Origin of the sequence: Micromonospora antibiotica (genome assembly GCF_017599305.1) — a bacterium.
Lineage (GTDB): Bacteria > Actinomycetota > Actinomycetes > Mycobacteriales > Micromonosporaceae > Micromonospora > Micromonospora antibiotica.
Map to the genome: position 1 here is coordinate 263,870 of NZ_JAGFWR010000005.1, position 16,583 is coordinate 280,452.

General features: G+C 65.4%; 10 protein-coding genes. 4 read left to right on the plus strand and 6 right to left on the minus strand.

Going from position 1 to position 16,583, the window contains the following annotated elements; all coding sequences use genetic code 11:
* Positions 1-193: 193 nt before the first annotated feature.
* The gene (locus JQN83_RS12935) at positions 194-934 is read left to right on the plus strand and encodes a hypothetical protein (RefSeq protein WP_208567459.1); all 741 of its coding nucleotides are present in this window, start codon (positions 194-196) and stop codon (positions 932-934) included.
* Positions 934-2,991 carry an NACHT domain-containing protein gene (locus tag JQN83_RS12940; protein ID WP_208567358.1) on the plus strand — a complete coding sequence of 686 codons (2,058 nt, stop codon included), beginning with the start codon at positions 934-936 and terminating at the stop codon, positions 2,989-2,991. The genes JQN83_RS12935 and JQN83_RS12940 overlap by 1 nt, the downstream gene beginning before the upstream one ends.
* Before the next feature lie 577 nt (positions 2,992-3,568).
* Here the strand turns inward: JQN83_RS12940 and istB are convergent.
* Together istB and istA are read right to left on the minus strand one after the other, a co-directional pair.
* Positions 3,569-4,363: an IS21-like element helper ATPase IstB gene (gene istB, locus JQN83_RS12945; RefSeq protein WP_208567359.1), complete on the minus strand. Its 795-nt coding sequence runs from the start codon at positions 4,361-4,363 to the stop codon at positions 3,569-3,571.
* Positions 4,364-5,644 (minus strand): IS21 family transposase, encoded by a 1,281-nt coding sequence (gene istA / locus JQN83_RS12950; protein WP_208567360.1) that lies wholly within the window; start codon positions 5,642-5,644, stop codon positions 4,364-4,366.
* A 73-nt stretch (positions 5,645-5,717) separates the two neighbouring features.
* On the opposite strand from istA, the gene JQN83_RS34320 reads away from it, so the two are divergent.
* On the plus strand, positions 5,718-6,260 hold the full coding sequence (locus tag JQN83_RS34320) for an ATP-binding protein (protein WP_208567361.1): 543 nt from the start codon (positions 5,718-5,720) through the stop codon (positions 6,258-6,260).
* A gap of 397 nt (positions 6,261-6,657) precedes the next feature.
* Complete coding sequence (locus JQN83_RS12960) at positions 6,658-8,040, plus strand: hypothetical protein (protein WP_307799217.1); 1,383 nt, start codon at positions 6,658-6,660, stop codon at positions 8,038-8,040.
* Here JQN83_RS12960 and JQN83_RS34325 read toward each other — a convergent pair.
* The 4 genes from JQN83_RS34325 to JQN83_RS12985 form a co-directional block, all read right to left on the minus strand.
* Positions 8,003-9,346: a transposase family protein gene (locus tag JQN83_RS34325; RefSeq protein ID WP_372444021.1), complete on the minus strand. Its 1,344-nt coding sequence runs from the start codon at positions 9,344-9,346 to the stop codon at positions 8,003-8,005. The two genes, JQN83_RS12960 and JQN83_RS34325, sit on opposite strands and share 38 nt — an antisense overlap.
* Positions 9,347-10,759: 1,413 nt before the next feature.
* Positions 10,760-12,052, minus strand: coding sequence for a hypothetical protein (locus tag JQN83_RS12975; RefSeq protein WP_208567363.1), 1,293 nt, complete (start codon positions 12,050-12,052; stop codon positions 10,760-10,762).
* On the minus strand, positions 12,049-14,511 hold the full coding sequence (locus JQN83_RS12980) for an ATP-binding protein (RefSeq protein WP_208567364.1): 2,463 nt from the start codon (positions 14,509-14,511) through the stop codon (positions 12,049-12,051). Before JQN83_RS12980 ends, JQN83_RS12975 begins: the two co-directional genes overlap by 4 nt.
* 88 nt (positions 14,512-14,599) lie before the next feature.
* A complete protein-coding gene (locus JQN83_RS12985; RefSeq protein ID WP_208567365.1) occupies positions 14,600-16,138 on the minus strand; it encodes an Eco57I restriction-modification methylase domain-containing protein in 1,539 nt (512 codons plus the stop codon).
* Between the last annotated feature and the right edge of the window lie 445 nt (positions 16,139-16,583).

The following is a 16,583-nucleotide window of genomic DNA, read 5'->3' on the forward strand; positions in this document are numbered from 1 at the left end:
ACCGGATCTCGGTCGGCTCCGTCCTTGTCGTCACGGCCCGAGTCCTGTGTGGACACCGGTTTTCCTCCCCGCCCATCGTGACCGGGCCCGGCACGATGAAAGCCTCATTGTTGGGGGATTCGCTGTCGCCTCGGGATGGTAGAAACGAACCGACCGACCGGTGTGCCCAGCGGAGGGTGAATGGGTGTCTGACATCGCGGACCCGAGCCGGCATCTCGTCCTCACCGTGGACGTGGAGCGGTACAGCGGGCGGGACAACGTGCTCCAGTGGCGTGTCCAGCAGGCCCTGCCGAGGATCATGCAGCGGGCCCGGGAGGAGCTGGGCCTACTCCCGGATGGCTGGCTGGTCCAGCCGAGCGGCGACGGGCAGCTCGCGATCCTGCCGCAGGGCACCAGCGAGCGGACGATCGTGACCCGACTGGCACCGACCGTGGACCGGCTGCTCCGCGAACACAACCACGGACTGGCCCCCGAAGCCCGCATCCGGCTACGGATCGGCGTCCACGAGGGCCTGGTCCACCTCGACGGCGGCAACGGCTTTCCCGGCGAGGCCGTCGTCACGGCCTGCCGACTGGTCGACTCTCCACAGCTCAAGGCCACCCTGCGACGGTTTCCCGAGGCGCAGGTCGCACTGATCGTGTCGGACCGGCTCTACCAGGATGTCGTCCGGCACTACGGTGACCTGCGGCCAGAGCACTTCCTGCGGGTGACCGCCAGCCTGCCGGAAAAGAGCTTCGACGCCGTCGCCTGGATCCACCTGCCTGGCGAGAACGCCGCCGCAGAACAGCCCTCCCCCGCCACCACCCCGGTCCAGCCCTCCGCCGGCGGTCAGACCTTCCAGCACATCACGGCGCACGGGCCGACAGCGTTCGGCAACGGCAACGTGATCACCACGTACGGTTCCGCCGGCAGCGCGACCCCGCACCGGCCCTGATGACGGCGCAGGACCGTCCCCGCACCGACCAGGTGGCACCGTCACCCGGGCCGGGCACCGGCATCCACCAGGCCAGCTACTCCGGGATCACCACCCACGGGCCGGCCGCCTTCGGTGACCACAACATCGTCAACCAGGTCAGCTACCGGAGCGCCCCGCCCACGCACGCCGACGACGTGCTGGTGTCGAAGGCCCTGGAGGCCCTGGCGGGACAGGTGGAGACCGAGCGACGGCGGGACGAGGAACGCAGCCAGGTGCTGCGACGCCCGCTGCCCGTCCGCTGGGCGGTGACCGCCGCCGCCGGCTCGGCGATGGCCGACGTCGACTGGTCGTCGATCGGGGTCACCGACGACCAACTCCCGGCTGGCGGGTTGGACGACCTCGCCGGTCTTCTCGCCCGACGGCTACCGCACCGCCGGCTGGTGATCCTGGGTACCGCAGGGGCGGGCAAGACCGTGCTGGCCACCCGGCTCGTGCGCGGTCTGCTCCGGGAACGCCTGGCCGGCCAGCCGGTCCCGGTGCTGCTGCCCGCCGACACCTGGCACCCGGGCGAGCAGCACCTGCGGGAGTGGATGGCGCAGCGGCTGACCCAGGACCATCCCCACCTGGGGACACCGGCCCCGGGCCGCTCACGCACCCGTCGGACGATGGCCACCCACCTGATCGAGAGTCGGCTGGTGCTGCCGGTCCTTGACGGGTTGGACATGATCGGCGACGGGCTGCTCGGCACAGCGCTCAGCGAGCTGAACAGCCTCGGCACGGGAGAACCGCTGGTGGTGACCAGCCGCATCGAGCCGTACGAGGGCGCGGTCCGGATCGCCGGCTGTGGGTTGTCCGGCGCTGCGGTGGTGGAGGTGCTGCCCCTCCGGCTGACCGAGGTCCGGGACTACCTCGCCCCCGCAGGCGGAACCGGGCGGTGGCACCGGGCTTTCGCCGAGTTGGCGAACGAACCGGACGCCCCGCTCGCCCAGGCCCTGCGGACGCCGCTGATGGCCTGGCTGGCCCGCACCAGCTACCCGACAGCGACACCCACGACCGTCACCGCCGACCCGGCCACCACCGTGGCCGATCCGCACGAGCTGGGCGACCGGGCCCGTTTTCCGGGCCGGGACGCCATCGCCGACCATCTCATCGACGGTCTGCTGCCGGCGGTCTATCCGGCCGAGCCGACCCCGACCAGCCGCCGGGACTCCGACGAACGGTGGCACCGTCAGGATGCGGAACGGGCGCTGGTCTTCCTGGCCCGGCATCTGCACCAGAACGGCACCCACGAGATCGCCTGGTGGCGACTCGACCGGGCGGTCCGGCACCAACGAACCCTGTGGATTCCGCTGCTCGGCACGCTCTACGGACTGTTCTTCGGGCTCGGGCACAGCCTGACCGCCGGCCTGGCGATGGGGACGGTCATGGGCCTGGTCGGGACGAGCCGGCGGGCCCGCACCAAGCTGGGCTGGGTCGCCAGCGAGACGCCGTACCGCACGAAGGTGAGCTTCCGCCGGCTCCGGGTCACCCTCTGGCACGGCCTCGTCTCCGCCACGAAGCTGGTCGTGCCGCTGCTGGCGGGGCTGGTCCTGTTGAGCATGCCGGAACCTGGTCCGCTGGTCATCACGGCAGGCGTGCTCCTGCTGGTGACGACAGCCGTCCTACTCGTCCGGCAGACCTGGCCGGGAAGAGAACACGACCCGACCCGGGAACTCGTGGTGCCTGCCGATCCGTCCCGTGCCGTCAGTCCAACCTCGACGTTGCACGGCGACCGGGCGGCAGGACTGATAGTCATGCCGCCCGTGATCCTGTTCGGCGTACCGCCGGCGATCCTGTTCGACACCGGCCGCCCGATGATGGTCGCGACCGCGTTCACCATCGGCTGGATCGGCGCCGGCGCCTGGGCCAGGTACACGGTCGCCCGGGCCGTCCTCGCGGCCCGGGGGCACCTGCCGTGGCGGACCATGGCCTTCCTCGACGACGCGGTCGACCGGGGCGTGCTGCGGCGGGTCGGTGCCACGTACCAGTTCCGGCATCCCCGGCTCCGCGACCGGCTGGCCGAGCATCCCCGGTGACCGCCCCACCGGGTGCGAAGCCAGCAATCGAAGACGCCCGCCCGGCCGGAGCGCCAGGTGCGCCGCCATGGGCCTCAGTCCATGTGGGCACGCAACGGTCCAACGGCGCGCACGTCCACAGACAGAAACGCCAAAAAGCTCCGACCCAGGGTGAAACCCCAGGTCAGAGCCTTTTTGGTGGTGCGCCGCCAGGGACTCGAACCCCGAACCCGCGGTTACCGAAAGTAGCGACTCCAACATTGTCGCCGCCTGTCGAGAATTGGCGCTGAGCTGCCCAGACATGCCCGCGTAATGATCGCTTCCTGTCACTGCTTGTCACCCGCCGATGTGGGTTTTCGGGGGGTAAACGAGGGATGCCGACAGCGCGTTGCCATGATCCATCGGCCCCTGCTCAGAGTGGGGCACCATCGGCACATCGACGACCAGCGTCCGCCCTCATCGCGGCCCGCCCCCGACCGGCAGGGGTTCGTATCGGCGGGGTGATCGATACCGAAACCCCACCCTCACAGTGTCAACGGCGGACTGGAACTGACCCCCTAACGACGGATTGGGATTGACCCCCGGTGGTCGTTTCGTGTTACTTGTCGCGGTCCTTTGCGAGGAGTTCTCGGCGGGCTCTGGTGCGGTAGGACTCGCCTGCGAGGGTGAGGACTTCGGCGTGGTGCACGAGGCGGTCGATCATCGCGGCGGCGACGACTTCGTCGCCGAAGACCTCGCCCCACCGCCCGAAGGGCAGGTTCGAGGTGACGAGGATGGAGCCGGTCTCGTAGCGAGATGCGACGAGTTGGAAGAACAGGTTCGCTGCGTCGGTGTCGAAGGGGATGTAGCCGACTTCGTCGACGATGATGAGCTTGTAGCGGCGGATCTTCTTCAGCTCGGCTTCCAGGGCGCCGCGGTGGTGGGCGCGGGCGAGGCGGTCGATCCAGTTCGTCGCGGTGTCGAACAGGACCGAGTAGCCGGACTGGGTGGCCTTGATCCCGAGCCCGATCGCCAGGTGTGTCTTGCCCAGGCCAGGCGGGCCGAGCAGGATCACGTTCTCCGCCTTCGGGATGAACGTCGCCGTGGCCAGGTGCGCGAGGACGTCCTTGCGGAGGCTCGGCAGGTGGTCGAGGTTGAAGTCTTCCAGGGTCTTGATCGCTGGGAAGTGCGCGGTGCGGATCCGCATTGTCGTGCCGGCGGACTCGCGGTCGGCGACTTGCCGTTCCAACACGGCGGCGAGGTACTCCTCGTGCGACCAGTTCGCCTGTCTGGCTTGGTCGGCCAAGGTCTCCCAGGTCCGCCCGATGGTGGGTGTCTTGAGGACTCTGGTGAGGTAGGCGAGCTTGGATCCCAGCCCGTCCGGTGTCGGTCTACTCTTCGTTGTCGTGGTCATCTACGTTCCTCCGGCTGCGCATTCCTGGACCGCCTCAAGGTTGGGGCGGGGGTCGAAGTCCACGCCGAACAGGGCGTCGTAGTCCGGCAAGGCGCGGATCGCCACGACGTGTCCATCGGCGTGTAAACGAGTCGAGGCCTGCCGCCGGCGGGCGGCCAAGTCCTGGCGCAGCAGCCGGGCGGTGGCCTGATGCTCGGGATCGGTGATCGTGCGGGCGTGACCCCAGTCGCGGTCGTGATCAGCCACGACCTGCCCGGCGCACGAGGCGACCATCCGGGAGGGGGTGGCGAGCACGTCGACGAACCTGCCGATGCACCGAGGGTCCACGGAGTAGTCGTTGCCGTCGATACGCACGTAGTAGTCCCGCCCCAGCCGCACCCGATGCGTGAGCCCGATCGCCGGCGCCACCGGCGGCAGAGCCACCATCGCGGCCCGGTCCGCCGCCCACCTGGCCGTGGGCGTCATCGAGCCGATCGCCCGCAGGACGCGCGTGTTCGCGCGCTGCACGAGCCAGTCGCTGATCTGGACGTTGAAGTCGAACGGCGAGGTGAACACGCGCCCAGGCAGGAACGAGGTCTCGAAGAACCCGTTGCGCCGCTCGACCAACCCCTTGAACTCCGGATCCCTGCGTGGGGCCAGGCGAATGCGCACCCCGATCGTCCCGGCGAACGACGCCGCCTCCGTCGTGAGCTTCCCGGTGCCGCCGATCGCGGCCTCCCGGTCCCAGACCAAGGTCCGTGGACAGGCGCCCCACCCGGCCACGATCTCCCACATCCCCGCCAGGATGTCTCCGGCCTTCCGACTGGGGATCATGACCGCGTCCGTGACTCGCGAGTACCCGCAGGTCATCGCGAGCACCGGCAGGATCCGCTCAGCCCCGCTGCCAACCGGGATCGGCTGGGGTGGGAACCACAGGTCGCACTGGGCGACCTCGCCCGGGTCGTACTCCACTCGGTCGGTCGGGTCCGGTGGAACGAACAACGGGCGCAGCTCCCGGACCCGGTCTTTCAGGATCGTCAGCGACTTCGTCCACCCGATCCGCTCAGCGATCACCGTCGCAGGCATCCGCGGGAACTCCGCGAGCAACGCCCGGATCTGCGGCTCGACCCCGTCCACCAACGAACCACGAGGGCCACGCTCACGCGACGGCGGCGCCTGCGCCCGAAGCGCCGAACGGACCGTGTTACGCGCCACACCCAACCGACGCGCGATCTCCTTGATCGGAACACCCTCAGCCCGATGCAACCGACGGATCTCAGCCCAGTCTTCCAATGCGATCACCCCTCCAGCCTCGGAGGGGTCAGTCCCAATCCGCCGCTAGAGGGTCAGTCTCAGCGCGTCGTCGACAATAGGTGTGGCTATCAACATCCTGACGGCGCGAACGGACAGCTGGCGTGGGCCGTGGCGTCTCGTCCTTGATTTCGCCTACCTGTGGCTCCCGCTTTGCGTCGTCCTCTGGCTTGGCTGGCGCTTCTTCGTACACCGTCGGACAGCGGTCACGTGGCGCGGGGCGGAAAGCCCATACCCCGGCCTCGCGCCGTTCACGGTGGAACGCGCGGGCGTGTTCTTTGGTCGTGACCGCGAGGCAAGGGACGTGCTGCACCGACTCGAGCGGTCGGGGCCGAGCCCGGCGACCCGGATAGTCGCCATTGTCGGCCCGTCGGGAGTGGGTAAATCATCACTGATCCGCGCCGGCATCCTCGCTCGACTGCCAAGGCGGTGGACCGTAGTAGGTCCGCTACGCCCGGCTGCCGATCCCTTCATGAGCCTCGCCGCAGCCTTGACGGGCGGCCAGGGGGCTGCACTGCAGACGGCGCGGCTACTGCGCGAAGAATCGGCAGAATCTGTCGCTGACCTGTGCAGACGCAATCGTCGCCTTGCCATTCCCTGTTACTGACCGTCGAATCTAGGCAGGGGTTTCGAGGGGTGAACGGGGGGCACCGTTGACGGCTGCCGGGACGTCTGCGGCCCCGCCGGGGGGTGCCTTTGCAGGCGACCCATCATCCCGCCAAGGTCGCGTACCCGGAAGGTAGCTGACCTGGCCTGGAGGCTGGGCTTCGCCATCACTCCAGCGGACGCGGCGTAGTTGGCGTTCAACCGTCCGAGCAACGGGCGTCCTACGTGCCGGCACACCAGATCAACGAGCCGACCATGATCGGTCGATACCAGACAAGAGCTCCATGTCTCGACGCGGCCGAGGCGAAACTGGTTGCGCCGTCGGCCGCCGCCGACGATCCTGTAGAGCTGGCAACACGCCGGCCGTCCCAGCAGGGAATACGAGAGGCGAGGTCGGCGTGACCAGTCCAGGTTTCGATGAGCGGGCAGCAGCGGTCGAACGGCTCGTGCGAGCGGTGCTGGGCAGGCTCGCCAGCGAAGTGGGATCGCCTCGGATTGACCGCCTTTCGGACAATCAGCACTGGTGGCGCTACGGACAGGAGTCGTTCGTCGGTTTGCGCCCTCGCGCCTGGCTGATGCCGCCGGACGTCCCGATTGTCGGCTGGCTCGACCGTATTCCGGAGATGGGAGCCGTGCGTGCGTCCTACGCTGCGGACCCGGTGCTCGGTCCCCGAGTCGATGCGTTGCTGGGGACCATCGCCTCCCGAGCCGCTCGCAACTTCGACTGGCTGCTCATTCAGCACGTCATCGAGCCGATGGTGCTGGCCACCGGCAGCTACGAGTTTCGCGAGGATGTCTTCTGGCGGGTGTACGCACAGTTCGAGCTCGGCTTCGGGGCCGCCACGGTCACGATGGTGGAGTTTCTGCCGCTTAACGGATTCGAGTCGACGATGCCTCGTCTGGAACTGCCAGGAGGTCTGGTCCTGCAGCCGATGAGCGACGGGCAGATGGACCACGCGATCAACGCGCTCGCCGTGCCACGAGTCGCTGCTAGCGGTGTCAATGGGGTGCAGGTCTCGCGCCTGGATCAGTGGGCGCTAACCCGGTCGCGCGTCGTTGAGGTGGTCGCCGGCCATGTTGATGTGATGCCGCCTGACACGGATCAGTTTCCGACTCTGCTTGAGCCCGCGTCGTGGCTGATCACAGCGCTGCGGATCGTCTGCGGTGGTTCGGCCATCACCACCCGTCCGTTGTACGCGCAGACCGACGACGAGTTTCCCATCGTGCGCGGGGCGCGTGCCGCGCTGACATCGTTCGGTGCAGCTGACAACGCCCGCCCGACTCACCTGATGTCGCAGGACGCCGAGACCGTCCGCATCGTCTACCTGGCGCTCGGCCTACCCGCCGTTCAGCAGGACCGCTCCCTGCAGGTTGCAATCCGGCGCCTCGTCGCCGCCGGCACGAGAAACGACGACGGCGACCGGCTGATCGACTTGTCGATCGCCGCCGAGGCCCTGTTCATCCAGCGCGTGAACCTCGCCGGGGCGAGCAAGGGGAACAAGATCGCGGCCGGGGCCGCGCAGATGCTCAGCAACGACCCGCAGATTACTGCGGACCCGACTGAGATCAGCGACTTCATGGCTGAGATCTACCGGGCACGCAACGCCGAGATCCATGGCGACGGCCAGCCCTACGGTCGGCTCCGGAGGCTCTCCGGGGTGCCGACCGAATCGCTGGCACTGGCCGTCGCCGAAGCGGAACTCGTGATGCGCCGCGCGGTGCACATGGTCTTGCAGGACCACGTCACGGCCCACGGGTTGGCCCTGGCGGCACAGACCTGATAAGTACGCGCGCCGTCACTAACCAGGTTGCTCGATGATCGATCGGCGAGACGTCACAGGGGCAAGGCGGCATCGAGACGGTAGCCTGCACCGGTGGCAGCCCAGGCTCAGGTATGTGGCTTCCTCCTGGAGGAAGTCCTGGCCTGTCCCTCTGGGTAACCTGAGACGTCGCTCGTTTACGTGATGAATCGGGCGAGCAGAGGGTGGCAGTGAGCGCAGTCGAGCAGGTGTTTCTGGAGCGCGACGCGGTCTCCCCAGTGAGTTTCGGCGAGGTGTTCACTAACGACCTCGTGCACAGTTGGTGGCGCGATGATGAGCGCGTCTTACCGAACGTGAGGTGCGGCGGGTAGGGCCCTACGCCGCCGGGTGGTGTTCTTGCTGCGGCTGGTGTGTTGGTGGTCGGACAGGAGGCCGGCGATCGCGCGGATGGTGGTGTCGAAGGACTCCCGCCGGCCGTGGTAGCGGCCGAGGATTCGCCAGTTCGTGAGGTGTCCGATGGCCTGCTCGACTCGGATGCGCTGGGAGGAGTGCCGTTTGCGGGCCGCCTCGTGGGCGGCGATGACACTCGGTGGTAGGGAGGTTTGACGTTTGCGTGGCTTGGGTCTGGGGGTGATGACCGCGCCGCCTGTGTCGGTGCCGAGGCCCTGGTAGCCGGCGTCGGCGAGGATCTGTACGTCCAGGGGGCGTTCAGGAGAAGGGCGACCGGTCCGGCGGTGCGGGCCTGGGTGATGTCGTGCATCGACCCGGGACGTGTCTCGCCGCAGAACAGCAACCGCCCGAGCGGATCACCGATCACCAGGGCTTTCATCGTGTTCAGCCGGGCCTTGCCAGACACGAACCGGTCCCGGCCCGCTCGGCCCGCGACCGGACGGCGCACCCGCACCTCGGTGGCGTCCATCAACGCATGCGGCTGGTAGCCGAGGTGGGCCACCACGTCGGAGAGGGGCCGGAGCCGGACACCGTCGCGTACCCGGCAGCCGCGTTCGGCCAGCAGAGGGCGGATCTGGGAGATGCTGCGGCTGATCGTCGAGCGGTGCACCCCGAACCAGGCCGCGATCACGTCGTGGGTGAGCCCGTGACGGAGATGGACCAGCGTGGCCAGCAGCCGATCCACGAACCCGAACCGGTGCCTGGCACCTGCTCCGATCCGGCGACGGCGTATCCGCGAGGCGAGCCGGTCACGGTGCTGAGCCTGCCACCGCGGCCTCAACTCGCTGACCAGGTCCTCAATCACGGAGCGGGACAGGCCCGTCAAACGCCGGTTGGTCATGATCGCAGCGCCCACCATGACGCGAACAACGATCATCGATGCTCAAGGATTCGCTACCGCGCACGAGGTCGTTAGTGACCTCCATTCTTGTCGGCAACTCGGCTGCGAAGCGGATCCTAGGGCCGCTGGTCGGTCAGGTTACCCCGCACTGGGGACGGCTGATCGTGGAGTCGATTCCCGAACCCGCCATCGAACAAGGCCAACAAGGTTCTCGGCGAGCGGTTCATCACCAGGTGGGGAAGCGGTCCCCGTGGGATCGCCCTGGGACTACGAGTCTCCTCGCTCCTTGGCGGGGTGATCGGCGGTAGCTGCAGTGGCCTGTTCGGATGGTCCGTGATCAAGTCCTCGCGCAAGATCCGCGGCACGCCACCCGATTCCTGGGCCGCCCGCTGATCCGACCGAGCGGCAGGCCCGGTGATCAATGGACCCGAGACTCTAGGTAGGACGGCAGATCAACCGAGAGTCGGGTCCCCGACCGGGAGTCCCGCCATGCTGTCCTACCCCGCCGTGATCCCGTTGTCCGACTGGGCAACCGGATCAGCTCGCCGAGCCCCATCCGTGGCACCACCGGCCAGCAGCGTACGGCCCGCTGTAGAAAGCTGAGCCCGGTCCGCCAGGTGCTGCTCGTCCTGGCTGTATCGAGCAACGGCGCCGCTTTTCGGCCGCAACTGTCGCATCGGCAGAAAGTGACCAACCGGGCACATGCGAACACCCGCGTCCGTGGCGAGCGCCCGATCGCCGATGGATGCGACTCATTGAGATTAAAGAACGCGTAGCGCGACGCAACTCAGCCTCGTCGCTGCGGTGGAATCGGTGGTCGCCGGCGCGGCATCAAGTCGAGCGGTCCTCTAATGTACTCACCCGGGTCAATTCCATCTCTCTGCAGCTCCAGGAAGCCGTTGGCGAGCTGCCTTGCGGACGCTCGCTCTTCGGCAACGAGATGTCGAGCCAGATCGACTAGGGTTGCGGCCGACACTCCTAGTTGCTTGGCGACCCGACGGGCGTCGTTATCGTGGGAAAGAAGGGTGTGGTCGTAGCGGCTCGCGTGCAGCAGGCATTGAGCCTCACCCAGGTGCTCTCTTGGATCGGACGAGACGGCCTGACCAGGCCGTCGCTTGCTTGCCGCTAGAGCCTTTAGGCTGTCCCAAATCGGAGTGAGGTCTTGGTCATCGGCGGCCGTAAAGGAAATGGTGGCAGTCAGCCAGGACGCTCCCCTTCCGCTGTATGCTCTCGCCGCCAGAGCTACAGGGCCTGAGCCTCTTGACTGATGCGCAAGCTCGGCGCGAACCGCCTCTACCCAGTGAGTCTTGCCATGACAGCGAGCCGTGACGATATCGCGGAGCAGCCTGCCTGCCCTCGCCCCTAAGCAAAGCAAAGGCCCCGTGTCTGCTACGTAATTCGTGTCGGCGCCAAGGTCAGGAGCATGCCGGGAGATAGCCTGACCTTGACTCACCGCTGACACGTCCCACCTTCTGGACGAATGGCCTTCGTAGGCAGGGTCTCCTCGTGAATAGGAGGACTATACTGGCCCTCGTTCGGCGCGCCACTATCGTCTTGATGAATGCGCCAACGGTCGGTCGACACGACGAGAGCCAGCAGTTCCGGATCAACATATTCTCCGGTCAGGACATCCCGTGCCGCCCAAGCGTCGTCGGCGTAGGGCGGCCAGTCGTCGGGCTGTAGACGGACAGCCGAGGCCGCGCTGAGGGGAACAGATAGCGAAGAATAGTCGGCTTTGACTCCGACGACAGGGTCTTCGACCTTGATCGCTTTGAGAGGGCGGCCGTGCGAAGCTGCCGCCGCGGCCGCGATGGCCTGGATGTGGTCCGAGCCGTTCTCGGGGTTAGCCTCCAGCAGTTGTTCCACGAGATGGCTCAATCCTGCCCGCCACCACCTCTCGCCGAGAAATTCGCCGAGCGGACCACCGTATCTCAACTCATCGAGCCGTACAGCAAGCGGACTTTCGCTGCTCAGGACATCCTCGATGGAGGCCATGTCGAGTCCTAGCGTTACCGCCAAGTGTGTCCGGTCGAGTAGAAACGTGGGGAAGGGAAGGATCCTCTGCAGGAACCACCGCAGCCAAGCTAAGCCGGCGGTCCTCTCTGCGACAACATGTTGGGGCGGCCGGCACTGTTCAATCTGCCAGCGGGCGTCCTCGGCCCAGGCAACGTCGGGAAGTGCGAGCCAATGTAGACCGGGATCCTGGCTACCAGGACCCCAATTCGCCGGCAACGTACTGGTGGCGCGAGCGACGGCAGCAACGCGACGGGCCGGCGACGGCATGTTGGGCAGCGGCTCTTCGCCCTTATTGAAAACCCATTCCAGATTGTACTGTCGAGCAAGGAGATACTCGCGCGCAGCCTTAGGGAGGCCGACGCCCAGCCTATCCAGCTCGCCTGTTCGAAGCATGATCGCTACTGGAGCGGGGCGTGACTGCGTATCGGAGCGAATACCTTCGACATGCGAGCGGAGTACAGCTGAGAGTGCGAGTCCGTCGGGCACACTAAGCGCGAGCGGAAGACCGTGCTGATCACGACCCGGCCATGTGTCGAGATATTGATCCAACACCAGGGTTGTGGCCCTGTTTAGCAGCTCAGGTTCAAGATCATCCGGCTTGAGCGAGACGGCCTCGACTCCTTGATCACGGATAAGCTCGGCGAAGTCGTCCTGATCTTCATCATCGATGATGATCACCAAAGGTTCACGTGCACCATCGAAATTCGCAGGGAGGGGTTTAGTCATCGACGCTCCTGAGGGTCGGGGAGATCGACACGGATGCTAGTAGCATAGTCCGGCGGAGGCTGAACGAATTGAATAGAGCCTCGGTAATCCTCAACCAGCGCTCGGGTGATTGGTAGACCCAGCCCGAGCCCCTGGCCTAATACTTCATTGACCTCGACCGTCGTGCTTTCGAAGGGCAGGAACCAGCGCTCTGCATCCTCGAGGTCAATGGCCGTGCCGGTGTTGTGGATAAAGATCGTGGCACCTCGGACGCCAAGCGGTTTTCCGGTGATGTGGACAACGCCTGGCGATCCCGCGTTCTTGACGGCGTTAGTGAGCAAGTTGGTGAGCATCACGCCGACTTCTGCAGGAAACATAGGGGGTGTCTTCAGATCTGCCGGCAGAGCATCCTCGATTGTCACCTCCAGACGCACAACTTGATCAGCAAGGAGCCTGCGTACGACATCAAGCCGGTCGGTTACGAGCACCCGTGATCGCCTACGGCGAGGATCGGCCACGAGAACGTCTGTAAGGTAGCTGCTCTGCCGAGCCAGGGTATGAGTCAAATCATCGAGCGCGCGGATAACGCGCCGTACGCGTGCGGCTTGTTGCCGGCTGAGCCCTGGATCTGAGGCGAGCGGATCAAGCAGCTCCTTTACGGTCCGCGATTGCCCCAGCATTCCATTAATATCATGCACGAAAGCCCCGAGCTGAAGGCCGACGCTGGCGAGTATTCGAAGCTCCGGCTGGACTTCACGCAGGCGAACAAGTTCGGACTCGGCCACCTCGAATCCCGCGGCAATTGCTTCCGCTGTCACGGCATCTAGCACGGGAGTCGTTGCCGTTCGCAGCGCGGTCACTGCTCGATGCGCTTCCTCGACGACGCGCCTAAACCTTGCCGGGCGCACAGAGGGTTGCAGGGCGTCAGCGGACCGCGCCTCGGTTCGGGTATCGACTGTAGAGCCGGCTCCGCCGCTCCCGTCTTGCTCGTTCCTCTCGTTGGCCTGACTGTCCGATTTTGATCCAGGTTCCGCTTCGAGCTCTTGTGGGGCCGGCTCGTCCGGGTGGGTAGCTTGATGAGCAGGGTTCGGGAATGGCCTGCTGGTCTTCACTGCCGCATGCTGGGCGGCGGACTCGGCCTCCTGGCGTTGTCGCTGGCGTTCCCCGATGCGAAGAAGCACCGACCTGCGGACGCGTACGCTCAGGCGGATGCCAGTTTGAACCAGATCTACAAGAGCTTCGTATGCTGAGTCGGGAACGAACCCCTCTCGGTTAACCAGACTGCGGAGTCCCCCAGCACCTTCTTCGGTCAGAAAAACAGCGCCAAAATAGCCCGTATTGCCGGTTGCAACAAGGCCTTCTTTTCGATCGACTTCGATTTGATCACTGGCCTCAGCGTCGATATCGATCGCGTAGAATCTTGGACCACCTCTATAGTCACGGTCGATACCGAGCCAGTCATCGCCATACTCTCCGTACGGCAAAACCCTAAAGCCCTCTAAATACACTCGCACACCGCTGGTGGAGCGTACGAAACCGGATAGCGGACCGCGTCGGGTGCTCGCGTTCGGCATCGTCAGAACGCGAGCCTGAAAGCGCGGGCGACCTACTAGCGAGGCTCTTCTCTGAAATCGGTATGTCTGAGCCTCCGGTTCAGCCTCCGCATACCGGCGCAGAGGAGTAATCTGGTATTGGACCTCTTCCGTTGTAGCGTCGATCTCCAACAGCCATTCAAAATCATCTCCGGCACGCTGCCATAGATCATCACCTATGTCAAGGTCCCCGGTGAGTCGTACACGAAACCCAGGATCCCTATCGTGGCCCGTATCCCGCACAATTGGGTGCCGGATTAGTGGTGGAGATGCGGGGGCGGCAGACAGCCACGCGGGATCGGTCAGGGCGCGTGGAGGCTGCGCAGACCTCAATTCCGTAACGAACGTAGCCAACTGCCGGTCAGTCCAGGAGCTCCGCAATCGCCGAAGCTCCAACGCCGTCCCATGCGCCACGCCGGGAGAAGACGGCAAACCTACAACATTCAGCCCTTCAGCAAGATCATCCAGGTTCTCCTGCTTCTCGATGAGGTCCCAGTCCAAGACAGCTCGGACTCCGACAGAATCCGGTTCCCCCCGCTGCTGATCGTCTTTGATCCGAGGAACACTCGTGACACCCAGCCAGGCCGCAAGCTTGTGCGCCGCCAACCGGCCGATGCCCTTCTGGCCCGTATAGCGGCGACGATAGTTCGGCGACCGCCTGTCGTCCGCTTCCTTCACGCGACTAGCGATACGCAGGAAGGCCGACTCGAACCGCTGCCGCGACATGCCATTTCCATCGTCTACGACCCGCAGAACTGCCCCTGACTTCCCAAGGTCAACCGCCTCAACGGTCACCTGCGATGCATCAGCATCGTAGGCGTTCTTAATAAGTTCGAGGAGTGCGGTACTTTCGCGACCGACGAGCAGTTCGCCGAGTTCGCGCAGCAAGTGCGTGTCGAAGCTGAATCCAGCCGTGGCCGCTCACCTCCCGGGTTAGTTGAGAGTCACGCTACCAAGATCGCAAAGGCAGCATAGTTCAGCTATGAGGGGTCTCCAACCCCTGTGGCACCCTCAGCCAACGAAGCGACTTAGGTTCGATCTTGAGCGACCCTCCGTGGTAGTGACGTGCAAGCTCCGCAAGCGGCCGCTGGCCATCCTCTGAGCGTAGCCAGCGGGCCAGGGCTTCCTTGCTCCAGGGCGCGTCCTCGCTCAAGTAGATTCCGTACAGGTTGTTGCTGGCCACGGCCGCCGCGTCGTTGATGATCACTCGGTGAAAAGGCTTACCTACGGGGACCAAGAACAAGTCCGGCGCTTGCACCGGTTCTACCTTGTACCAGTTTGTCGGCCGGTGGCTCGTCAAGTGTCTGGTATCGATGCCCAGTTCCCGGCCACGGTCGAGGTATGCCGCCACTCGCTCGTCGGTCTCCGCCAGCTCTGATCCGTTCAAATCCAAGAGCCAGCGGGGCAGGCCGGCAAGGCCGAGGGCGTCATGGGCTCGCACATCAAGGCGAACACCTGTGCAGTGGGCCGGCTTCACGAGTGCACGGCGCATACTATTGCTCGGCAGACGGTGCTCGTCGCGTTGGGCATCTGAGACAAAGAAGAACTCACTCGCACCGGTAGCTACGCCGCGACGAATCTTCGCCACCTCCCCAAGCGCCACGGTGGCCAACACCGTGCGCGGCGCAGGACGACGAAGAAGACTGGTGAACGTAGCCGGACAGCTTCCGGTCCTGTCGGGCTCGACTGATCGCCCTGGAGCCACATCAGCTCGCGGGTCATCGGCAGGCAAGTCGATATGTTGGGCCACGAAGGGCTGGTCAACACGCTTTACCGGCCCTATGAGTAGTACCATTGCGGTTACCTGAGTCCCCGGAAAGACCTCTAGCTCGCTCGGGAAGAAGTGCGCCTCGACGCGCCTGCGGCGAGCTTCCCACAGCCATTGGCGTATCTCCCGGCCGTATCGGGCTTCGCACCAGGATGCTGGGAGAAGGAAACAGACTGCGTCCTTCGGGCCGAGCGCATTAAGGGTGGCGGCCAGAAAGTAAGCGGAAAGGCCAGCTAGCCCACTCGTTATAAGATCCCCTGCAATCTTTCGCGCCGCTTGCTTATCCTTCTCCGTCATCCGCTGATGTCGCGTATACGGCGGATTTCCCAGAATTAGACGCGGACTTTCCAGCCCCGGCCATTCTTCCTGCAACCACGCGAGATAGTCGGCGGGGGCGAACGTTAATCTGCCTACTTTTGGCTGGCTCTTAGCCTCCCGCACAGCAGCCCGCGCGGCAAGCAAGCCAAGCGTAACGACGTTAACGTCGACAGCCGTAACTGACGCCCGCCGCCAGGCTGAGAGCGCAGCCAAGGTAAATGCTCCAACACCCGCACCAGGATCAACCACGTATCGCGGAGGCCCCGCAAGCAATCGTCGTGATTGGTTGACCATGTACCGCACAATGGGTGCGGGTGTGAAGAAAGTGCCGAGCTGACGGCGATTTACGCCGCTGACTATATATTCATAGGCGATTGCAAGTACGTCTTCGTCACCTTTTTCTAGGGAGTCGCGCACCGCCGTTGCCACTGATTCATCCACGACGACGTCGGCATCTCTAGCCCAAGACGCGAGCGGCTCGGGCCACGCCTCGACCATCGACGGCGCTAGAACGCGGGCCAGAGCGCCGAGTGCGGCGAGGCGGCTCAGTTCGGGACCTTCGGCGCCCGGCACCCGATCAGGAGTTAGTGGAGCCGCTTGGCTCGCGTCCGCCCACCGGATGAGATCGATTGCTGACTGGGGAAGGTTACCAGGGAGGCGGCGCATGGGACTAGTCTCCCGTATTACGTAGTGTGAGCATCCCCATCCTCCATCCACATGCTAGCAGCTAGACAATCGCTAGCAGGTCGAGACTTTCGTCGAGGGCGACCATAGTTGACCAAGTCCCGACCCGGGAGTCGCTGGCCGCAATGCGGCTTGCCCCTCCGCCGTAGCGACAGGCGTGGGCTGCTCGGCCACACCACCTACGACACGG